This is a genomic window from Streptomyces sp. NBC_00223 (assembly GCF_036199905.1).
Taxonomy (GTDB): Bacteria; Actinomycetota; Actinomycetes; order Streptomycetales; family Streptomycetaceae; genus Actinacidiphila.
The window spans coordinates 436801-455906 of record NZ_CP108109.1; the positions used below are offsets into that span (position 1 = coordinate 436801).

The following is a 19106-nucleotide window of genomic DNA, read 5'->3' on the forward strand; positions in this document are numbered from 1 at the left end:
TTGGCCGCTGGAGGCCGGAGCGCGGCGGGTGGTGCCGCGCTCCGGTCCGCCGGTCAGTTGATGTGGATGAAGGTGACGGTGCCGTTGACCGCCACGTTCCGCTGGTCCTTGAGGAAGTTCACCTGAAACGCCCTGCCGTTGTTGTCCACCCGGACGTAGCCCGCGTTGTTGCCCGAGTTGAGGTAGGTGACGTCGTAGACGGCGACGGGGAGGTCTCCCGCGTTGGCGAAGCAGAGTTCCTCACCGGATGGCTGCTTCCACAGCTGGAAGAAGTCCGACCGGTTGTTGCAGTCCGTACGGTTGATGAACGCGCTCGACGGCGCGGCCACTGCCGACACGGCCGATCCCGCGACCATCGCCGCGGCGAACGTGACGGCCACGGCCGCCTTGAAGGTCTTGTTACGGTGAGAACGCATGCTGCTCCTTCGGGTTTTCGTGCCGCGCACGACTTTTACCGTGTCCTCTCCCACCGCCCGCCCGACAGGACCGGACGGATAAGCGCGAGAGGTTGAACGGGCACAGAAAGAATGCGCGTCGCCACTGCGGACTCGGTGGCCACGGCACATGGTTATTGCCGTGGCCGTGAAGTGAGCGCCACAGCAGGTGAGAAGGCCCTCGCCGACCGGATCGGACGGCGAGAAGGGGAACGGAAGGGGACCGTGAGCGAACAGCCATTGGCACATCTGTACGCAACACTCACTTTAGCGTGAGAGATAAGAGACGTCATTACTTTTCCCGCAAAGAATTCATTCGGCGCAATAAAGTGAAAAATAGAATTAACCATTTCTCTCAAGAACGCCACGGATTCCTGGCCACCGTCCCGGTGCCGGCCTCCGGCGCGCGCCCGGCACGGCCAGGGAACGGCCCGGCACGGTTCAGGGAACGGCCCGGCGCGGTCGGAGAACGGCCAACGGCCTTACCTCGTCCGCGGCTTGCGGAACATCGACGGCTCGCCGAGGGATGTGCGTACGACGACGGCCGCCCGTCGGAGCCGAGGCTCCGACGGGCGGCCGTGGGAGGCTTCCGGCCGGACCCGGCCGACGCCTCGAAGCGGGTGGATCAGATGTGTCCGAAGAACAGGCTGCCCGGTACGTCCGGGTCGTTCGACAGGAAGTGCTCCCGCACCGCACGGATGAACTCGTGGCGCGAGATCGAGCCGTCCCCGTCGGTGTCCAGCTTGGTGAACGAGTCCATCCCGTCGGGCGCGTCGCTCCTCCACACGTCCCTCAGGAAGCGGGCGAACTCGTCCTTGGTGATCTCGTTGTCGCCATTGACGTCGATGACGTCGAAGATCGCGTGGCCGCCGCCCTCGGTCACATTGAGCCGACTGGTGTCGATGACCGCGAGGCGGTTGGCCGCCACGAACTGGTCCTTCGTGAGCCGATCCCCATCTGCGCCCGCGTGGCGCAGCAGCTCCAGCCAGTAGATCTGGTTGAAGCTCTGGAGTGCCCTGGCCCGGCGGTCGTCCTTGTCGAGCCGGTAGGCCTGGATGTAGCGGTCGGCGAGCTTCTGGTAGTCCGACCAGTCCAGATAGCCGTCGTTGTTGGCGTCCAAGGCGTCAAATGAACGCTCAAGCTTGATGCTGATGACGTCCTGCGCCGTTGTAGTCATGAGTGCCGGGGGTCCTTTCGTGATCTTGTCTCCTGGCTCCCTCAGCATGGGGCGAGATCGTCCGGCGAGGCACCGATCCACGTATAAGCCACTCGATCCGGTGATCATCTCCGCGGCCCACCGCATGTCGCACGCCACGACCGGCCGTTCCGGCATGTCCGGGTCGGGCCGCCGGCCCGGTGTCCCGCTGGCCCGGATCAGGGACATCCTGGCCCTGGAACCGGCGGCGGCCGCCGAGGAGATCCGCGCCCACTGGACCGAGGCCGAAGCGGAGCACGCCGCCCAGCGCGTCCTGATCGACCGCCTCGTCGACCGCTTTCACGGGAAGAAGTCCGCCATGTACGAGGTCACCGTCCGCGACATCCCCGAGCGCAGCGTGCTCAGCCTGGTCAGCAGGGTGCATCAGGACGAGTTGGAGCCCAGGACACGGGAGCTGTTCATCCACCGGTTGCGCGGTGGCGGTGTCCCGCGCGTCGAGGGGATCGCCGGTGCGCCGTTCACGATCTACCACGGGGAGGTGAGCGGGGACAGCGACGGCCCGGTCGAGTGGTGCCGGCCCGTACCCGGGGACCGGGCAGCCGAGATCGCGGCCGGGTTCCCCGATCTCACCCTGCGCACCGAGCCCGCGCACCAGGAAGCGTTCGTCCGCCCGCAGACGCCCGGTCGGTGGGCCGGCGGAACCCAGGTCGAAGTCGCGGTCGGGGCCCTGTTCGCCTGGGCCGCGGAGCACCATCGCCATCCGTCCGGGGGTGTGCGCGGCGTGTTGGTCCCGGACCCCGCCGGCAGGGGAACCGGGCCGTACGTCGAATTCGCGCTGTCGCTTCGTTGAACCGACACGCGAAAACCGGCGCCCACGGCGGTCCGGTGGAACGTGTCCCGGCCGGGACCGTCTCGGTGACGGCCCCGGCCGGGAGATGAGGGCTGCGGTCGTGCCGACGGGCGTACCCGACGTCACGCACCCGCTGTCACGAGTTGCTGTATTCGATCCAGACATTGGCGATGGTCCACGACGGGTACGTGATGGTGGAGGACTCCCCCGGAGCCGCCCAGTTGCCCACGAGAGGCATCTGCCCGTTTCTCGGGTCAAGGGCGTTGAGCACCATGTGGAGCCGCTGGTGCCCGGTGCCGGTGGTACACACGCTGGCGATGTGGTTCGAACTCGGGTACGTGATCGTGCAGTTGCCGGGATCGGCCTGGGCAGAGCCGGCCGCGGCCAGCATCATTCCGGCCGAGGCCACCGCGAGGGCGGCGGCACCGGTCACGCTTCTCATTTTGCGCATGGGGACTCCTTGATCCGATGACGTGTTGATCCGATGACGTGGAGTTGCTCGATCCGAGCCGTCTGCCGTGACGGTCCGGTGATTCGCGCGGTGGAGCGGTGGAACGTCATTCCGGCTTCGGCTGACCCGGCGGGGCGGTGCTGATCGAGCACGCACGAAGATTCGCCGCAAAGTGGTCTATAAACGCTCAAAGCCCGTGAAGACGTCGCAAAGATAGCGTCACCGTTGACCCCTCCACAAGACCTTTCCCGAACTTGGTCCAGACCAATCGGAGCGCCACTGGCGGGCGACCGCCACCCTGCGGGGCACGGGCCAACCTCGGCTTGACGTCGCCGAGTTGCCGAGTTGCCGACCGTCGAACACGACGTCCGGCCTCCGGACGCGAGGCCGCGACAGTGCTTCAGCCGCCAGGGACCAGCCGCGCCCCAGCAGGGGCCAGCAGTTCGCGTATGACAGAGCCGACGATGCACATAAGAGCATACGAGGTAGGATAAGGAGCATGAGCGAGCCTACTCAGAAGTACTCGATCACCATGCCACGTGACATCGCCGAAGCCGCCCGCGCCCGGAGCGGCCACTCCGGACTCTCCGCCTACGTCGCCGCAGCCGTCGCCCGGCAGGTCGAGCGGGACAATCTCAGCGAACTCATCGCTGTCGCCGAAGCCGAACACGGCCCCGTCACAGACGAGGAAATCCAGGCCAAGCGCGACCAACTCCACCAGGCCCGCCAGGCCCAGGCACTGGCCGACGGAACGGATTCGCACGCCGCATGACCCGCTCCCCCGCCGTCCCCGGCGGCAGCCTCATCCTGGACAGCGAGGGCCTGGCCAAAGCCGTGCTGCGCGACCGCGAAGTCACCGGCTGGCTCGCCCTTGCCCTCGCCGACGACATGCGTGTCGTCACCAGCGCCGCCACCCTCGTCGAAGTCGTCCACCCGCGCATCAACCGCCCCGCCCTCGAGTGGACTCTCTCCCGCCTCGTCGTCGAACCCGTCACCGAAGCCATCGCTCGCCGCGCGTCGGCACTCCTCGCGGACGCGGGCCTTCACGGCCACAAACACGCCATCGACGCAATTCTGACGGCCACCGCGCTCGCCGCCCCCGGCCCGGTCACGGTCCTCACCTCCGACCCCGAAGACCTCACCACTTTGGGCAACGGCCACCGGATAACTGTGATCAAGGTCTGAGTACCTGACGCTGTCGGGGATCTTGAAAAGTCCCGATCTGACGGGCGACGGGAACGGGGTTGGTGATCTTGTGAGCTGTCACCGCATTTCAGAGGCACACCCGCGCTGTTCTGCCGGCGGTGAACACCACCCCAACCGGGCTCGACGATCACTACCGTCCAGTCTCATGACGACGGTTACCACACGCACGGTCGCGTACCCGGCCGACGGCCTGACGATGATCGGGCACCTCGCGCTCCCCGCCGGTGCCGACCCCCGGCCCGCGGTGCTGCTCGGACCAGAGGGCCCGGGACTCAGCGACGTCGAGCGCCGCCGGGCCGATGCGCTCGCCGAGCTGGGATACGTAGTGCTGGCCTTCGACCTCCACGGCGGGCGCTACTTGGGCGACCCGGACGAGATGCTGGCCCGTTGCATGCCGCTCCTCGCCGACCCCGACCGGATGCGGGGCATAGGCCACGCGGCGCTCGACGTGTTGCGCGCCGAACCGCGGACCGACCCCGACCGGATCGCCGCCGTCGGCTACGGCACCGGAGGCGCCATCGGGCTGGAACTCGGGCGCGACGGCGTCAACCTACGCGCGATCGGCACAGTCAACGCACTGACCACAGGCCGACCGGGCGAGACGGCGCGCATCCGCTGCCCAGTGTGGGCCGGGGTCGGGTCGGAAGACCCGATCATGCCGCCCGCGCAACGGGACGCGTTCACCGCCGAGATGCAGGCCGCGGGCGTCGACTGGCGCCTCGCGGTCTACGGCGGCGCCTTGCACGCCTTCCACCACCCGACGGTCGACCACCCCGTGGTCCCCGGCGTCGGCTACCATCCACGGCACGCGCAGCGAGCCTGGCGCGACGTCGTCGGCCTGCTCGCCGAGTGCCTGCCGGTGACGGAGTGATCTGGTCAGAAAACCGCAAGATGATTGACCGACAACATCGGGATACAGACCGCAATTCGTGGCCAAGACGGTCGCGACCGCGGCACGATCCGCACAACAGAGGCCGACCTCGCTGGGGTCACGTGGCAGGGGTCCTGATCAGCACCGAGTTGGACACGATGGGGACCGGCGAAGGGAGTTGGACATAGTCCGTCTCGGGGTCCCTTGTCTTCTTGGCGTTCTGGTACGCGTCGCTGTCCATCAGCACCACGAACACTGATCGCTCGGACCCTGGCGTGGTCTTGTCGAGAAGAGCCGGGTACGGGTATTTGCCGGGCCCGTCGCTCAGGTCGTATCTCAACGTGTAGTGCACGTGCGGATCGGCCGCGGTACCGGCGACTTTGCGCACGACCCAGGAGAGATAGTGACCGGGCGCGAGCACACACGACACCGTGGCCGTGACGTGCGCCGCGGAACGCGTCGGCGGGCCGTCCAGCTTGAGAACGACGTCCTTGCTCGACGTGCCGCACACGGGAACGGAACCGGACGGGGGGACGGCGGACTCCGTCGGGTTGGCGGCCGACGTCCCGTTCGGGCTGCTCACATACGTCGGCTTGTTCTCTGCTTGGGTCCGGCCGTCGCTGCCGGATCCGGAGACGAGGGGAACCACGATGGCGGTGACCAACGTCCCGAAGAGCGTGATCAACGCAGCCAGCACCGTGCTCTTCCCGCCGGCGCCCAGGCTGTCGTACTGGTCTGCCAGCCGTCGCCATAAGGATCTGCGTGGCGGGCTGCCGCTCCCACTGCCGGCGGACCCGGACGGACCGACCCCGGCCCGTGTCCGCCGTGGGTTCCGGAACCTGCACGCACGGCTGCCTTCGTAGGCGGCTGTTCCCAAACCCTCCCGCCCAGGCCCCGGACGGCCGCCCGGCTCGAAGAACCGCCACCCGGCAACACGCCACGACGTCGGCCTCGGACTTGTCACCGGCCGGCCCCGCCGCCGACCTGCCCACCACAAGACAGGCACCAGGCCCCGACGCACTGCTTGAACAAGAAACCCGTAGGCCCGGGCGCCGCTACCCGGCAATATGGGTCCGATGAAGGATCTGCCCCCCGGCCTTCCGCCGGAAGACTCCCGCAAGTGGCACCGCCGCCGATGGTGGGACCAGCTGGGCTATCTGCGTGTGCGTTCCCTGGCAAACCCGAGTTGGGTCAGAGACATGCCGTGGCTGATCACGTGGTTGCGACGCGAGCGCTCAACCGCCCTCCCAACAGATCACGCCCTCTACGACAAAGCAATCACCGCAGCTCTGAGCTATGCACGGACTCCCAGCCGCAGCCAGTCACCAGAAGCAGAACGCGCCTGGGATCAAGTACTCGAACCCATCGATGAGTTGCTGACGCGACGGCAGGCAAGGCACCTTGAGGAAGTCCACAAAGCTCAAGCCGAGCAACGCAACCCAAGTTCCTGACCTCGTCACGAGCGCTCAGATGTCAAACGACAAGCTCAAGTCACCCCTCGGGGGGCGGAGTCGTTGTGGAAGTTGTCCGGGGACACCACCTGCGAGACGGACGGCTTGTGCGCCGGAGCGCCGGCGACCTCGGGGGCGGCCGGGACTTCCGGAGCGATGTCGTTGAACTGGTTGTCGGGGTTGACGGTTGCGGCGTTCTCCGCCGGCGGGATGTCGGTGCTCACGATGTCCTCCTACGCCTGGGGGCATGACGGTGCCGTACCTCCGGCGGCGACCCCGTGGACCGCCGAACGGCATTTCATCGCAGCGATGCAGTCGTTCGGATAGACGCCGTCCGACCGGCGACCGGTTCCGTGGCACGATGCCCTCGGCCACCACGACACGGAGGTCCGAACGCCCACTCGTAAGCGGGATCAGAAAACAGGTTCTGACCTTGACTCTGTCGGTGATCTTGGACGCGGTCAGGTGCCGAGGGTGCGCCAGGACTTGGGCCGGGGTAACCCCTGCTGGTCCAGGAGGGTCTGGAAGGCGGTCGGCGGTCTCGGTGATGAGGCTTCCTCGGTCGCTGACAGGCTGCTGAGTCGTTCGATATTCACGGCGATGGCCGTGAGGACGTGTTGCAGGTGGGCTTTCGGCCGGCCTCGGTAGCGGCAGTGGCGCATCCTTGAGGGCGAATCGGGTGAGCAATTCGCGCGGAACGATGACGAATCCCTCGTTCGGGGCGGTGTCCTTGAGTTGCGCGACATCATCCGGATCGGTGGCGGCCTCGCCCTGTACGAGGATCTCGCCGCTGTCCAGATCCGTGCGCCGTGAGATGCTGGAAACAGCGGTACGGGCTGGGCGGACAGTGTGCAGAGGTTCGTAGGGACAGCGGTCCTCGGGGGACGAGTGGGAGGCAGCAGGCTTCCTGTGGAGAATGCGGGCGACCACGATCTTTGTCTCTTCATCGAGCCGTACGGTGAGTACTACTGGCTGAAACCCGGGGAAGTCTTCACCGTCGTACCGGATGTCGACGGAATCGATGTCTGGTTCTCCACTGTCGTCTGGCGCGAGGGCATCACGGTGTGGCTCTACGAGGAGGGCGACCCGGCCAAGGTCGTCCTGGAGTACACGGTGATCGACTCCAATGGCACCCGGTTGGAGTGCGGCCACCAGAAGCCGCCGGGGTCAGCTGACTCCCACGTGGCTGAGCCGGGTTGAACCTGTCGGTCACCCGGGGCACTTGAACGCCGTTACGGGACAGCCCGTACTCCGGCGTGCCGGAAATCGGTGATCACGCCGTGGACGGCCACGTCCTCGGTGAGCCAGGCGCGCCGGGCGGCGGCCGGGGCCGTCACCGGCCCTTGCCCGCCGCCACCGGACGCCCTCGTGGTTCGAACTGCCCGGTTCTACCAGGTGAGCCGCAGTCTCCAGCCCGCCCCGTCCGGCCCGTCGACCGGGGTGAGGGTGGGGGTGTAGTCGTCGCGGGCCGGGCGTCCAGCGGTGTTCCAGCCGTTGATCCAGCCGCGGACGATGTCCAGGGAAAGGGAGTTCGGGGAGTCGGCGATGAGCCGGCCGCCTTTGGTGAGGGCGGCGGCGGAGCTGGGGGTGGAGTGTCCGAACGCCGTCTCCCCGTCGAGCCGGGCGACGGTGAGACCAGGGTCTGCGGTCGCGGCAGCCCAGTACTGGAGCGGCTTCCAAGGCGCCTCAGTGGCGGCGGGTTCGGTGTGGGCGGGGTCACTGAGACGTTCCAGGGTGGCGCGGGCACCGGAATGGTGCCAGTCGTCGCGGTCCCGCCAGGCGATAGAGACCCAGCGGTGATCGGGCACCCGGGTTTCCCAGTCGATCCAGCGGCCGGGAAGCTCCAGGTCGGCTTTCGGGGAAGGGGTGGCGTCGATGTAGTTGCCGCCGGTGATGGCCTCGACCTCGGGGCGGCCGCCAGTGACACGGATGACGGCGAGCACGGTCAGGTCGGGTACGGGGGCGACGGGAAGGGTGGAAACGATCCGGCCCTCCTCGGCGCTCTGGTCCACCCATGCCTTCGGCAGGAGCGGCGGCGCGCACCAGGCGCCGATCCGGTCGTACGGTGCTGCGGCCGGGTACCCGGCGGTGCCGTCGGCGGTGTGGCAGCGGATCTGGGTGAGACCGCGCCGGTGGTGGATGAGGTTGGCCCAGCGGGTGAGGTAGCCGTTGATGTCCGCGCTGGTCACCGACCCCGCCGGGCCGACGAGGTGGGCGATGAGGGCGCCCGAGTAGCCCGAACCGGTGCCGATCTCCAGCACGTTCATGCCTTCGGCGACGGCCAGGTGGGAGACGTCGCGGTGGACGAAGACGGGGTTGGTGCGGTGCACAGTGGGGCCGCGCCCGTCGTGGTGGGTGTAGTGCTTCTCCGGCACGGCCTCGGCGGCCTGGGCAACCTCCGGGGCGATCGGGACATCGACGGCGGGTGCGCTCAACGCTGTTCACTCCTTCGAGTGGTTGGGGAACTCGTGTGCTCAACCGGCCCGGCCGGGTGAAAGACACGTCCGGGCGGCGTCTTGATCAGATCGAGAGAGCGGTGTGGTGGTGCCAGCCACCTTCCGTGTATTCGCCGACCGGGCCGTGACCGGGGAGTTCGGCCCAGGCGTGGTACTCCACCGGCGGAGGGGTGAAGCGGGCACCTAGGCACCAGGTGAGGTGCCGACGCAGGATCGCCGCGGCCAGCACGGCGCCAAGGCTCGACTCCATGCAGGCGATCCTCACTGGCCAGCGTCGGCCGACGTACCGCACCGCCGCCACCAACTCCTCGGCGTGCCCAGGGGTGAGGGGGCGGCGGCCGAAGCGCCGGGCGAAGCGTACGACACGGGCGGTGTGCCGAAACGGCAGCCGCAGCAGCACCACAGCGGCCGCCAGGCCGATCCGGGCCGCCGACCGCTCGGCGAAGGTTCCGGATCGGAAGGCCGTGTACACCTGAATGACTGTCACTGCCACCACCCCCAGCGGAACCGGCGTCGTCGCGAGGTGGTGAGCTGCCCGTCCGTGGCCAGCCCGGCGGCGGTCAGGGCGTCGGCCACCGTGGTGATGTCGGCCGCCGCCCGACTGGAGGTGAGGCCGTAGTGCTCGGCGTACTGCTCGGCCGCCTCCTCACGGGTGACGGAGGCGCAGAGGAGCATCACGGCCGCCGCGGCGGTCGAGGTCAGGTGCGTCCATCGGCCTGTGTGCTCATTCAAAACGGCGCCGCCATCGTCGGTCAGGACCAGGTGGGCTTCCTCACGCAGCTGCCACACGGCCGATCGCCTCCTCCCACCACTCGGTGGGGCGGATGTCGAGCTGCCGCAGCCACACCTCGGCCGTAACTGCCAGGTGCACCGATCCCTGTGGGGCGCGCTGCCCCTCTGCGGCCCGCTGGACCGCTGCGGCGACCGCCCCGGAGCCGGCCAGGCCGAGGGCGGCCAAGCGAGAGGCGGGGCCGAGCAGTGCGCCGATGACAGCGGCGTGCTCGCGCAGGCCGGCGTAGGAGACGCCGTTGAAGCCGCCCTTCGTCACCCGCTCCAACACAAAGGTAGGGACGGGCCCAGCAGGGAAGGCAGAGGCCAGCAGCGGCTTGAACCGGCCCGGGGCGCAGCGCTGTTCAGGCGGGACGGCCAGGCAGGCGCGGATAACCTCGTTGTCCAGATAGGGGGCGGCAAGCTCGGTGCCGAACTCTCCCTCGGCCAGGGCCCGCCACCCACCCATGTCGGCACCGAGGCGGAGCAGGTCCTGACGGTCCGTCCATGCGGCCAGCCGTCCTGCCGCCGCGGTGAGGCTGTCGGCGGCCTGGTCCAAGGCGTCGGCGAGCTGGGCGCGGGCCTGCGGGGCCATCCAAGTGGCAGTGGCCAGCAGCGGCGTCCAGGTCTGCGGCGGCCGGTGGTCCGGGTCCCAAGGGCGGGCCGGGCGTCGCAGCTCAACAGCGGCAAGCCGGAGCGAGCCGGCCCCGGTCGTACGGGCCGCGGGGCGGGCCCGGCGCAGCACCCTCCACACCGAGGTGCGGCCGATGCGGGCGCGGGCCTGTGCGTGGGCGAAAGCCGCTCGGTACGAGCGTTGGCGCAGCAGGTCGGGCAGGTAACCGGTCGCGGACAGCACGGTGTCCCCGCCCGTACCGGTGAAGTGCAGCCCAGGGCCCCGGTCGGCAGCGGCGGCGGCCAACACCGCGCGCTTGATCGCCGCGGTGGCCGCGTAGGGGTTCGGGGCATCGGTGGCGGGCAGGTGGCGGATGTCATGCAGACCGCTGTAATAGACGGTGTCCGCGCTGCCCGTGACGACGCGGTGCCGCAGGCCCGGAACGGCTGCGGCGGTGCGGCGGGCGAAGGAGAGGTCATCGTTGCGGATGCGCGGATCGGAGAACGTCGTCGCTGTCACCGGTCCGTGCCCGGCCGCCAAGCAGGCCAGGGTGGTGGAGTCCAGCCCGGCCAGATCGGAGCTCACCGGTCGGCGGCCGTCGAGGCGGGCCGCGACCGCGAGCCGCAGCGCCGCCCCGACCGCCGGGGCCGCCTCCTCCAGCGAGACCGGCTCGTATTCGGCGGGCTCATACCGTTCGAGGGTCGGGACGCCGACGTCGATGCGCAGCAAGCATCCGGGCGGGACTCGGTGCACGTCGCGGAAGAACGACCGCTCGGCGAGGATGTCCGGCTGCCCGAGGGCCAGATACGCCGCCAGCGCCACCGGATCGACCGGCGCGGCGTCAAGAGCGGCCAGTGCGGAGGCCGCGCTTGCCCACCATGTCCCGCCGCCCAAGGCCCGCCAATAGACCGGGTGCTGCCCTGCCAGATCCCCGCACACCACGGTGAGCGGCCCATACTCCGCAACCACCAGGTAGGAGCCGGGCCAGCCGGTGAGCTCCCGCCAGCGGCCCGTCCGTACCGCCCCCAGGGCGGAGGCGAGCTGAACGTCATCGGCCCCGCACTGTCCGACCACAGCCAGCGCGGTATCTCCCGCGCGAACTGTTCTCACCCGGTCTGCAGGCCGGCCCACGGACCACACCGCGTCCAAGTCAGGCACTTTCCGGCCGGCCAGCGGCCGGACGGCGGGTGCCGAACGGCCCGCCCACCCTGTACACCACCTCACGTCAACTCACCCCAAATTTCTCTGTCCTGGAAGCGGGCGGGCCGGGCCCGGGGCACGGCCCGCCTCCCCGGACCCGGCCCTGAATCGTGTCGGCGTCAGTCGTCCTGCGACTTGACGTACTGGGTGTCGTCCGCGGTGTCGAAGTTGTTCGACCCCAGCGTCACTTCGGCAACGGCGCCGGCGTCCAGCACGACGGGCGCGACGTAGACCGGAACGTTCTGCTCCATGGCACTCACCTCCCTCGCAAGCTCTCTCGATGGCGGACTGTCCGTCACCGGTGTTCTGCGAAGAGTGAATCGCGCGGAGGGATCGGCCGGTACCGTGGAGGACGAGCGGAGCGGTATATCCGGTATACGAGGCGGGCACCGATGCCGAAGCGCACACCGAACCACCAACTCAAAGGCCTCTTGGACGAGGCCAGGCTGACGTACGAGTCCACCGCCCGGACGATCCGTGCCGTCGCAGCCGAACTCGGTGAGGACCTACAGACCAACAAGTCCGGCGTGCACCACTGGGTGAGCTACGGCGCTGTACCCGAGGAACCCGCGGCCCGCTGCCTCGCCGAAGCCCTCTCCCGCCGCCTTGGCCGCCGCATCACCCTCCACGATCTGGGAGTTCCTTCCCTGACCCCGCGTGAGGATGACAGCATCGGACTGGCCCTCGGCCCGGACCCGGTCGAGGTACTCGCGACGATCGGAGAGGCTGACGTGCGCCGACGCCGGTTCCTGACCGCCTCCGCCTACTCCATGGCTGCCACCGTGCTGCCGCTGGGCTACGTCGAGGAGATGGCCGAGCGCACCGCCGCAGCCCGCCGGGGAGCGACCGTCGGTGCCGCGGAGGTCACCGCGGTACGCGACATGGTGGCGATGTTCACCGAGATGGACGAACGTCTCGGCGGTCGGCACGGCCGCTCCGCATTCGTGCAGTACCTCATCACCGATGTCGCTCCGCTCTGCCGGAGCCGCTTCCACAACGAGGAACTGCGGCGCCGAATGCTCTCCGTTGCCTCCTCCGCCGCCCACCTCGCAGGATGGAAGGCGTACGACTCCGGGGAGCAGGGGCTCGCGCAGCGCTACTACATGCAGTCCTTCGCCCTGGCCGTCGAGTCCGGCGAGCCCGGGCAGGACGGGTTCGTCATGCGCACCATGTCCCAGCAAGGCATGAAACTCCACCGGCCCGAACGTTGCCTGGACCTGGCGGAGACCGGGCTGGCCAGGGCCGCAGGGTACGTTCCCGCCCGCGTCGAGGCGCTGTTTCACATCACCCGAGCCCACGCTCTGGCCAATGCCGGCCGGCGCACGGCAGCCGTCGCCGAAATCGAAGCCGCCCGGGCCGCCCTGGATGCCGGCCGCGGAGAGGACGTGCCGTTCTGGGCCCTGGCCTGGGGTCCGCCGGAGGCCACCGTCACCTCCCGAACGGCCAAGGTCCTCGAAGCCCTGGGCGATCATCGCCGCGCCGGACAGCACTACGTTCGCGCCGCAGCCTCTCGTCCGGTCGGCACCTACGCGCGCATCGTCGCCCTGGACCTCGTGGCCGCTGCCGAGTCCCAGCTCAAGCAGGGCGGCGTCGAAGAAGCCTGCGCCACCTGGTCGCGGGCAATGGACCACATGGACGGTGTCGCCTCCGCCCGCACCCGCAGAGCGGTTCGCACGATGCGCCGCGGTCTGGCCCCCTACCGCACCCGTGGGCTGCGCTGCGCAGCCGAACTCGATGAACGCGCCATCAGCTTCCTCGCCTCCGTCTGACCGGCCCTCAGCTTCTCCAACTCATCCTCAGGAGTCCTGTACCGCCGGGGGTCGATCCACTCCATGACGTGCCTCCTGTCGGAACGACCAGGCCACCCATACGGCGGCGCGGCGGCGGGCGCGAGGCCGCTCCCGGGCTTCGGCGGGCGGGGAATCGGCCTGCGCCCGGCAGGACCCGCAGGTCGCGCACGACAAAGCTCGCGATCCGACAGCCGGAGAGCATACGAGGCAGGATAAGGAGCATGAGCGAGCCCACTCGGACGTACTCGATCACCATGCCACGCCGCAAGCCCCGCGCCGTCCCCGGCAGCGGCCTCCCCGTCGGGAGGCGGCCATCGTCCACGAGTTTCGGAACCACATCCTCATGCTGCAGGCAGTTTTCGCTGGACACGGACGCTTCGTCGTCTTGGCTCTCTTACTTGTCGTCATCGTCATGGCTGCAACGTATATTTGGGCACGCCGACATTGTTCTCGGACCTTGACCACCACCGGTCTGACGGGGAGTTTATCCGCGGTCCTTCTGCTGACCTTCTGGGGATCGGGGAGCGGATACGTAGGGAATTGCACGGTCAACCGGCAGATCAGCGAGGCGTTTCTCAACGATCAGGGTCTGCTGAACGTTGCCCTGTTTGTTCCGCTCGGGTTCTTCGGTGTCCTCGCGCTGCGTCAGCCGCTCGCCGTCATCATCGGCAGCAGCGCCCTGAGCCTCACCATCGAGATCGTCCAGGCGACCGTGCCCGCGGTGGCGCGTACGTGTGACAGTTCGGACTGGGTCGCCAACTCCGCCGGAGGGCTGATCGGCGCCGCTGTCGGCTGGGGCCTGGTCCGGGCAGGGGCCGGCCACCGAATTCCGGCATGGACAGGAAACCCCCGTCCCTTGGTGTGGGGGCTGGCCGGCACACTTGCCGCAAACGCCGCCGCAGGCGCTCTGCTGGTGACTCCTGTTTTCATGGACTCGACGAGCGTTCAGTACGGGAGCAGCGCGATGCGCGAAGCGGTCGAGGCCCGGGTGCGTGAGGCATTCGGAGAGGGCGTCGGCGTGGGACGTGTGCAGTACGTCAGTTCCGGGAAATTCGTCGTCGCGTCTGTCGGAAAGGGGTCACTTCAACTGGCGTGGCCCGACAACGGACAATTCAGTGCCAGCTTTCCCCCGTACCAGTCAGGCGTCGACCCCTCCGCCGTGGGGTCGATATCCGTCACCGAAGGACTCTCCGCGCCGAGAAACGAGCAGGATGCCCGGAAGATCGCCACACAGTACGTTCGAGAGCACTTCCCATGGGCTCTGCCCGGGTCCAAGATCGCCGGCTATCCGGTGGCTGACGGCCGCCTCGGTTGGAGTGTGAGCTGGCGCCGGACCGTCAAGGGAGTGCTCATGCCGATGCGCCTCGATGTGGAGATCGACCGGCGTGGAAACCTCTCCCAACTTCTCGTCCGTGAAGTCGCGGACCCGGCCCTTCCCACTCCCCCGAAGCTCACGGAAGCTCAGGCGCAAGACGCGGCCCGGCACAGTCCGCGCGTTCCGCCGGACGTCACGATCGGCAAAGGGACGCTCGCCATGGTGAGCGTCGACGGGAGTTGGCGCGCCGCGTGGCTCTTCCCCACGGGTATCGGCAGCGATGCCGGTCCCGTTGTCGGAATCGACGCGGTGACAGGTGAGTTCACTCCGCCTCAGGCGCAGGGCTGAGACAGATCCCCGGCCGACCCGCCGTGTCCCTGTCGAGCGTGACCGATCAACCCTCCTGCGAGTGGGCCCACTCGATGAGGGAGGCCGCGACGTTGCGGCGGCGCGACGAGTGGCCGGTCGTGCCAGGTCGCGTGCCGCGAGCGGTGGCCGGTTCGCGGCCGGACAGGCCGGCCGCGGTGACGGACCACGTGGGACGCGGTGGGTGTGGGGTCGGGGTCAGAGTGGGAAGTGGCCGGACTTCAGGGCGGTGAGGAAGGTGGACCAGGTCGGCGTCGGGAAGAGCAACGCCGGGCCCTCGGGGTTCTTGCTGTCGCGGACCGGGGCGACGCCGGAGATGCCCACGCCGACCTCGACGCAGTCGCCCCCGTTGGGGCCGCTGTAGCTGGACTTACGCCATGCCGCTACCGGCAAGTTGCTGGCCGAAGTCATCAGTTCAGTTCCTTCATGACGGTGTGGATCAGATCAACCGACGCGCTCGGGGACAGAGCCACGGCTTGAAGGAGATCATAGGTGCGCAGTGCGGCCTTCACGACCTCCGGATCGGCCAGGATCTGACCCTGCGCGAACCCGTCGACGTACAGCACGTCCGGGCCCTCTTCCATCGTCAGAGCGGAGAACGGACCCCCCAATCCCGCGTGGGCGCCCGCCCCGTACGGCACCACCTGGATCAGCGTGCTCGGCTTCTCGGACTCCTCGATCAGCCTGGCCAGTTGCCCGGCGAACGCCTTGGACGGCGCCACCTGTCGACGCAGCACGTTCTCGTCCAGTACCGCCCACAGGTCCGGCGGGGTGTCCCGGGTGAGGATGCGCTGCCGTTCCATTCGGGCGGTCAGCAGCACCTCGACGCGCTCAGCGGTCAGGCGGCCGCAGGACAGTACGGCCCGCGCGTAGTCCTCCGTCTGCAACAGGCCAGGTACGAGCTGCACTTGGAAGGACCTGATCGCCGTCGCCGCTTCCTCCAGCACGACCCACGGCCGGAACCATGTCGGGTACGCGTGCTTGATGACGAGTTGCCACAACCGCTCGAAGCGCCCGTACGAGTGCGGGAACGCGCGGTCGCACGACTCGGCGAAGTAGAGCGTGGGGACGCGCTCGCCGACCTCGATCTTGGCGACCAGCGAGTAGCCGCAGTGGGCGTGCGTGCCCAACTCGGCGCGCGACATGCCCACACGCTCACGCGCGAGCCGCACTTCGTGGCCGAAGTGCTGGAGCGGAGAGGTGGTGGGGTCGAACAGATCCGTGGTCGCTTCTTCGACACTCATGCGTACTCCTGGGGTAGTGCTGGACCTGTGTTGCGGTCCCGGAGTGGGCTCTATCACTCCTTGCGGTCATGAGACAGCCTAGGAGTAGCCAAAGGGGCATGAGGCAAAAACGGCGAAAGGTCAGCCATGGGAGCACCACCACCGACGCGGAACTGTCTTGACGAACTGGTGGTCTCGCGCTGGCCGAGCACCCCTCGTTCCGTCGCCCGCGCGCGTCATCACCTCCGTGACGTGCTGCGGAGCTGGAATCTGTCCGAACTCTCGGACACGGCGGAGCTGGTGCTGACGGAACTCGCGACCAACGCGGTTGTCCACGGCAAGGTGCGGGGCCGTCAGATCGAGACGAAGTTCTTCCGGCGCGGGGGCGGCGTACGGATCGAGGTCCACGACGCCAGTTACGACCGGCCCGAGCGGCGTCGGCCGGCCGAAGAGGACGAGCAGGGAAGGGGGTTGGCGCTGGTGAACGCGTTGGTCGGGCCCGAGCAGTGGGGGGTCAGCGAGCGCGAGGGCGTCGGCAAGTCGGTGTGGGCGCAGGTGAATTCTGGCGGTTCGGACGGCTTTGGTACGTCGATCTGCGCTATGGACGTTGTTAGTACGGTTTCGGCGATCACTACGAGTGAGGGCGCGTAGTCGTGCGTAGCTCTGAACTTCACTGGCACACTTCGGTGGTCACGGGCATCGCGATACCGATGGAGCCGTGCGGGGTGTCGCCGCTGGTCGTGCGCGAATGGCGATTCACGGCGCGGAGCATGGTGGCGGCGACGTTCGACGAACCCGACTACGCGCTGGCCTGGCTGGAAGCGACCCTTGACAACGTTCCTTCGGCGCAAGGGGACTTGAGGCCGGTGGAGCGGGCCGCGTACGCGCGGGAACGGCTCGCCCACTACCCGCCGGACGCACGCCCGGGGTGCTCGGCGAGCGGCTATCTCGTACCGGATCTCGTGGGGTGCCGCACGGAGCACGGGCCTGGGCGGGTGCCGCCTGAGTCGGTGTACGGGGTCGGGTCGGCGTACGGGTCCGGGTCCGGGTCCGCGCTCGGGTCGCCGTACGTGGCCGGGTCGCCGTACGCGGCGGGATCGGCGAACGCGGCGGGATCGCCGTACGGACGCGCGCAGGCGTTGCGCGAAAGCTCCTCGCCGTGGCGGGAGAAGAGGTTCGCCCCGCCGAGGTGAGGGGGTCTCCTCCGGCTTGACTCGACGGCTGCCCCCGTGGCCGTCGTGCGGAGAGGCCCGCTTGGGACCGTTCCTCCTGTCCACCGGTGGGCAGGAGGGACGGTTCCGTCGTATCCGCGTCAGGAGTCGTGGCGGGGGCGGGGGCTTCGCGTACAACGCGTTTCTCCGCCCGCCGGTGGACGGCGGGCGGAGAAACGGAGGGCGGTTCACGGAAGAGGCTCCGCCCTTGTGCCACGCCTTCGCGGCACGCCTTGTGGCAAGCGGGGGTCAGTGCACTGTGACCTTGACCGTCGGGGAGTGGGCCTTGCCGTCCTTCACCCGGAGGTGCTGCGTTCCCTTGCTGGAGAACTTGGTGGTCAGCGAGTAGAGGCCACCCACCTTCACGGTGGTCTTGGCCTTGAGCGAGGTCCACTTGTTGTTGACCTTGTGCTGGAGCTGGACCGTGCTTCCCTCGGGCAGATTCTTGGTCGTGCCGCTCACGGTGACGATGGTGTTCACTATCGTCGTGGTGGGGATGACCTTGATCGTGATCTTCGGGTGTGTACTCGCGGTCGAGCTCGTGCTCGGGCTGGCGCTCGGGCTTGAGGTCGACGTGGCCGCCGAGATCGCGGTTCCGGAGTGCTGCGTGGGCGCCGACGCGAACGCCACGCCGCTTGCCGCACCGCCGGCTACCAGTGCCGTGGTCAGGGCACCTACAGTGAACCCGCGTCCCCAGTGATTACGGAACGTACCGGTCATAGTGGACTCCTGTTTGTTGACTCATCCCCTTTAGGGGCATTTCGACCCTTTTTCGACGTTACGAGTGAGGGTTGGCTTCCGCCACTGGAGGGGGTGGGGGCGCGGGGGCGGGTGTGCGCCGTGGCGCGTTTGCGACGGCGTGCCCTCCGGGCCTGCGGAGGGGGGCGCGGCGCGCGAGGCGGCCCTGCGGGGGCGGCGGGGTGACGTACGGGACGAGGGGACGCCCGGGCCGCGTACGGGCTGGGCCGGTGGGAGACGCTAGCGCGTGGTGAATGCGCCGCCGTTGACGTGGATGGTTTGGCCGGTGATGTGTGCGGCGCCGGGGGACGTGAGGAAGTAGGCGGTCTCGGTGATGTCGTCCGGGGTGCCCGGCCGCTTGTTGTGGGTCTCCTGGACGAGTGCGTCGTGGCGTTCGTCCGTCATCTGCCCGCGGAAGAAGTCGGTGCCCGCGATGTAGCCGGCCGAGATGACGTTGCAGGTGATACCGCGTGGGCCGAGTTCGTGGGAGAGCGAGGCGTTCCAGGCGGCGAGGGCGGCCTTGGCCGTGCCGTAGGAGCCGCCGCGCCGCTCGGCTCCGATCGAGCCGATGCTGACGACCGAGCCGCCGGGGGCAAGCTTGTCCTGCACCGAGGCGGTGGTCAGGACCGCGCCGAGCAGATTCCGGGCCAGGCTGTCCTGCCACTGGGCGAGCAGCGACTCCAGGGGCGGGACGTCGGTGGGTGCCGCGTCGGGCAGGCCACCGGCCGCGTTGACGAGCACGTCGAGGGTTCCGCCGAGTCGGGCGCTCAGCGCGGCGACCTGCCCGGGGTGGGTCGCGTCGCAGACGACGCCGCGCACGCCCAACTCCTTCGCGGTCCGCTCGACGGTGTCGGCGTGGCGTCCGGTGATGTAGACCTCGGCCCGGTCGGCGGCGAACCGCGCGGCGATGGCGCGGCCGATGCCGCTGGTGGCTCCGGTGACGAGCACGATGCGGGTCAAGGTTCCTCCTGGCTGCTACGTTTAGACCTAAACATAACCGACGCCGA

The 19106-nt window shown here is 68.8% G+C and carries 25 protein-coding genes and 1 pseudogene; 12 read left to right on the forward strand and 14 right to left on the reverse strand.

All coding sequences use genetic code 11. The features are described 5' to 3' along the window. Positions 1-53: 53 nt before the first annotated feature. Positions 54-416 (reverse strand): beta/gamma crystallin domain-containing protein, encoded by a 363-nt coding sequence (locus OHA30_RS01940; protein ID WP_328912019.1) that lies wholly within the window; start codon positions 414-416, stop codon positions 54-56. A 643-nt stretch (positions 417-1059) separates the two neighbouring features. Then, positions 1060-1611, reverse strand: a complete 552-nt coding sequence (locus OHA30_RS01945; protein ID WP_328912020.1) for an EF-hand domain-containing protein — start codon at positions 1609-1611, stop codon at positions 1060-1062. Positions 1612-1711: 100 nt separating this feature from the next. Between OHA30_RS01945 and OHA30_RS01950 the strand changes: the two genes are divergently transcribed. Then, entirely contained in the window at positions 1712-2440 is a 729-nt protein-coding gene (locus OHA30_RS01950; protein ID WP_328912021.1) for a hypothetical protein, read from the forward strand. Positions 2441-2576: 136 nt separating this feature from the next. Here OHA30_RS01950 and OHA30_RS01955 read toward each other — a convergent pair whose 3' ends face one another. Further along, entirely contained in the window at positions 2577-2891 is a 315-nt protein-coding gene (locus OHA30_RS01955; RefSeq protein ID WP_328912022.1) for a hypothetical protein, read from the reverse strand. 499 nt (positions 2892-3390) lie between these two features. Between OHA30_RS01955 and OHA30_RS01960 the strand changes: the two genes are divergently transcribed. The 3 genes from OHA30_RS01960 (at position 3391) to OHA30_RS01970 (ending at position 4968) form a co-directional block, all read left to right on the forward strand. Continuing rightward, positions 3391-3663 (forward strand): CopG family transcriptional regulator, encoded by a 273-nt coding sequence (locus OHA30_RS01960; RefSeq protein WP_328912023.1) that lies wholly within the window; start codon positions 3391-3393, stop codon positions 3661-3663. Further along, positions 3660-4076: a type II toxin-antitoxin system VapC family toxin gene (locus OHA30_RS01965; RefSeq protein ID WP_328912024.1), complete on the forward strand. Its 417-nt coding sequence runs from the start codon at positions 3660-3662 to the stop codon at positions 4074-4076. Before OHA30_RS01960 ends, OHA30_RS01965 begins: the two co-directional genes overlap by 4 nt. A gap of 166 nt (positions 4077-4242) precedes the next feature. Further along, complete coding sequence (locus OHA30_RS01970; RefSeq protein ID WP_328912025.1) at positions 4243-4968, forward strand: dienelactone hydrolase family protein; 726 nt, start codon at positions 4243-4245, stop codon at positions 4966-4968. A 118-nt stretch (positions 4969-5086) separates the two neighbouring features. Here OHA30_RS01970 and OHA30_RS01975 read toward each other — a convergent pair whose 3' ends face one another. Further along, positions 5087-5665, reverse strand: coding sequence for a hypothetical protein (locus OHA30_RS01975; protein WP_328918104.1), 579 nt, complete (start codon positions 5663-5665; stop codon positions 5087-5089). Positions 5666-5741: 76 nt separating this feature from the next. Here OHA30_RS01975 and OHA30_RS01980 point away from each other — a divergent pair. Together OHA30_RS01980 and OHA30_RS01985 are read left to right on the forward strand one after the other, a co-directional pair. Next, a pseudogene (locus tag OHA30_RS01980) lies at positions 5742-5996 on the forward strand (NF041680 family putative transposase); the annotation flags it as partial. Positions 5997-6044: 48 nt separating this feature from the next. Further along, a complete protein-coding gene (locus tag OHA30_RS01985) occupies positions 6045-6419 on the forward strand; it encodes a hypothetical protein (RefSeq protein ID WP_328912026.1) in 375 nt (124 codons plus the stop codon). Positions 6420-6454: 35 nt separating this feature from the next. Here OHA30_RS01985 and OHA30_RS01990 read toward each other — a convergent pair whose 3' ends face one another. Beyond that, positions 6455-6643 carry a hypothetical protein gene (locus OHA30_RS01990; RefSeq protein WP_328912027.1) on the reverse strand — a complete coding sequence of 63 codons (189 nt, stop codon included), beginning with the start codon at positions 6641-6643 and terminating at the stop codon, positions 6455-6457. A gap of 685 nt (positions 6644-7328) precedes the next feature. On the opposite strand from OHA30_RS01990, the gene OHA30_RS01995 reads away from it, so the two are divergent. Further along, positions 7329-7619, forward strand: coding sequence for a hypothetical protein (locus OHA30_RS01995; protein WP_328912028.1), 291 nt, complete (start codon positions 7329-7331; stop codon positions 7617-7619). Positions 7620-7807: 188 nt separating this feature from the next. On the opposite strand, the gene OHA30_RS02000 is transcribed toward OHA30_RS01995, so the two are convergent. The 5 genes from OHA30_RS02000 to OHA30_RS02020 all read right to left on the reverse strand — a co-directional run bounded on the left by OHA30_RS02000 (position 7808) and on the right by OHA30_RS02020 (position 11707). Continuing rightward, positions 7808-8854: a protein-L-isoaspartate(D-aspartate) O-methyltransferase gene (locus OHA30_RS02000; protein ID WP_328912029.1), complete on the reverse strand. Its 1047-nt coding sequence runs from the start codon at positions 8852-8854 to the stop codon at positions 7808-7810. Positions 8855-8939: 85 nt separating this feature from the next. Then, positions 8940-9362 carry a lasso peptide biosynthesis B2 protein gene (locus tag OHA30_RS02005; protein ID WP_328912030.1) on the reverse strand — a complete coding sequence of 141 codons (423 nt, stop codon included), beginning with the start codon at positions 9360-9362 and terminating at the stop codon, positions 8940-8942. Beyond that, positions 9359-9664, reverse strand: a complete 306-nt coding sequence (locus OHA30_RS02010; protein ID WP_328912031.1) for a PqqD family protein — start codon at positions 9662-9664, stop codon at positions 9359-9361. Before OHA30_RS02010 ends, OHA30_RS02005 begins: the two co-directional genes overlap by 4 nt. Continuing rightward, a complete protein-coding gene (locus OHA30_RS02015; protein WP_328912032.1) occupies positions 9648-11480 on the reverse strand; it encodes an albusnodin/ikarugamycin family macrolactam cyclase in 1833 nt (610 codons plus the stop codon). Before OHA30_RS02015 ends, OHA30_RS02010 begins: the two co-directional genes overlap by 17 nt. Before the next feature lie 95 nt (positions 11481-11575). Continuing rightward, the gene (locus OHA30_RS02020) at positions 11576-11707 is read right to left on the reverse strand and encodes a lasso RiPP family leader peptide-containing protein (protein ID WP_328912033.1); all 132 of its coding nucleotides are present in this window, start codon (positions 11705-11707) and stop codon (positions 11576-11578) included. 141 nt (positions 11708-11848) lie between these two features. Here OHA30_RS02020 and OHA30_RS02025 point away from each other — a divergent pair, with 141 nt between their 5' ends. After that, positions 11849-13225, forward strand: coding sequence for a hypothetical protein (locus OHA30_RS02025; RefSeq protein ID WP_328912034.1), 1377 nt, complete (start codon positions 11849-11851; stop codon positions 13223-13225). A gap of 364 nt (positions 13226-13589) precedes the next feature. After that, the gene (locus OHA30_RS02030) at positions 13590-14909 is read left to right on the forward strand and encodes a VanZ family protein (RefSeq protein WP_328912035.1); all 1320 of its coding nucleotides are present in this window, start codon (positions 13590-13592) and stop codon (positions 14907-14909) included. Positions 14910-15125: 216 nt separating this feature from the next. Here OHA30_RS02030 and OHA30_RS02035 read toward each other — a convergent pair whose 3' ends face one another. Both OHA30_RS02035 and OHA30_RS02040 read right to left on the reverse strand, forming a co-directional pair. Next, on the reverse strand, positions 15126-15338 hold the full coding sequence (locus OHA30_RS02035) for a DUF397 domain-containing protein (protein ID WP_328912036.1): 213 nt from the start codon (positions 15336-15338) through the stop codon (positions 15126-15128). Further along, positions 15338-16171, reverse strand: a complete 834-nt coding sequence (locus tag OHA30_RS02040; RefSeq protein ID WP_328912037.1) for a helix-turn-helix domain-containing protein — start codon at positions 16169-16171, stop codon at positions 15338-15340. Before OHA30_RS02040 ends, OHA30_RS02035 begins: the two co-directional genes overlap by 1 nt. A gap of 126 nt (positions 16172-16297) precedes the next feature. Between OHA30_RS02040 and OHA30_RS02045 the strand changes: the two genes are divergently transcribed. Then, positions 16298-16801: an ATP-binding protein gene (locus OHA30_RS02045; RefSeq protein WP_328912038.1), complete on the forward strand. Its 504-nt coding sequence runs from the start codon at positions 16298-16300 to the stop codon at positions 16799-16801. 2 nt (positions 16802-16803) lie between these two features. After that, on the forward strand, positions 16804-17343 hold the full coding sequence (locus OHA30_RS02050; RefSeq protein ID WP_328912039.1) for a hypothetical protein: 540 nt from the start codon (positions 16804-16806) through the stop codon (positions 17341-17343). 267 nt (positions 17344-17610) lie between these two features. On the opposite strand, the gene OHA30_RS02055 is transcribed toward OHA30_RS02050, so the two are convergent. Then, a complete protein-coding gene (locus tag OHA30_RS02055) occupies positions 17611-17823 on the reverse strand; it encodes a hypothetical protein (protein WP_328912040.1) in 213 nt (70 codons plus the stop codon). On the opposite strand from OHA30_RS02055, the gene OHA30_RS02060 reads away from it, so the two are divergent. Continuing rightward, positions 17813-18061, forward strand: a complete 249-nt coding sequence (locus OHA30_RS02060) for a hypothetical protein (RefSeq protein WP_328912041.1) — start codon at positions 17813-17815, stop codon at positions 18059-18061. The two genes, OHA30_RS02055 and OHA30_RS02060, sit on opposite strands and share 11 nt — an antisense overlap. 278 nt (positions 18062-18339) lie before the next feature. On the opposite strand, the gene OHA30_RS02065 is transcribed toward OHA30_RS02060, so the two are convergent. Then, positions 18340-19059, reverse strand: coding sequence for an SDR family NAD(P)-dependent oxidoreductase (locus OHA30_RS02065; RefSeq protein ID WP_328912042.1), 720 nt, complete (start codon positions 19057-19059; stop codon positions 18340-18342). Positions 19060-19106 lie beyond the last annotated feature (47 nt).

Bases quoted from the DNA above. Each gene is read 5' to 3' on its own strand.
- OHA30_RS01960 (WP_328912023.1), top strand. From the start codon at position 3,391: ATGAGCGAGCCTACTCAGAAGTACTCGATCACCATGCCACGTGACATC.
- OHA30_RS01955 (WP_328912022.1), bottom strand. From the start codon at position 2,891: ATGCGCAAAATGAGAAGCGTGACCGGTGCCGCCGCCCTCGCGGTGGCC.
- OHA30_RS02025 (WP_328912034.1), top strand. From the start codon at position 11,849: ATGCCGAAGCGCACACCGAACCACCAACTCAAAGGCCTCTTGGACGAG.
- OHA30_RS02020 (WP_328912033.1), bottom strand. From the start codon at position 11,707: ATGGAGCAGAACGTTCCGGTCTACGTCGCGCCCGTCGTGCTGGACGCC.
- OHA30_RS01985 (WP_328912026.1), top strand. From the start codon at position 6,045: ATGAAGGATCTGCCCCCCGGCCTTCCGCCGGAAGACTCCCGCAAGTGG.
- OHA30_RS01965 (WP_328912024.1), top strand. From the start codon at position 3,660: ATGACCCGCTCCCCCGCCGTCCCCGGCGGCAGCCTCATCCTGGACAGC.
- OHA30_RS02040 (WP_328912037.1), bottom strand. From the start codon at position 16,171: ATGAGTGTCGAAGAAGCGACCACGGATCTGTTCGACCCCACCACCTCT.
- OHA30_RS02045 (WP_328912038.1), top strand. From the start codon at position 16,298: ATGGGAGCACCACCACCGACGCGGAACTGTCTTGACGAACTGGTGGTC.
- OHA30_RS02035 (WP_328912036.1), bottom strand. From the start codon at position 15,338: ATGACTTCGGCCAGCAACTTGCCGGTAGCGGCATGGCGTAAGTCCAGC.
- OHA30_RS01970 (WP_328912025.1), top strand. From the start codon at position 4,243: ATGACGACGGTTACCACACGCACGGTCGCGTACCCGGCCGACGGCCTG.
- OHA30_RS01945 (WP_328912020.1), bottom strand. From the start codon at position 1,611: ATGACTACAACGGCGCAGGACGTCATCAGCATCAAGCTTGAGCGTTCA.
- OHA30_RS01940 (WP_328912019.1), bottom strand. From the start codon at position 416: ATGCGTTCTCACCGTAACAAGACCTTCAAGGCGGCCGTGGCCGTCACG.
- OHA30_RS02030 (WP_328912035.1), top strand. From the start codon at position 13,590: ATGCTGCAGGCAGTTTTCGCTGGACACGGACGCTTCGTCGTCTTGGCT.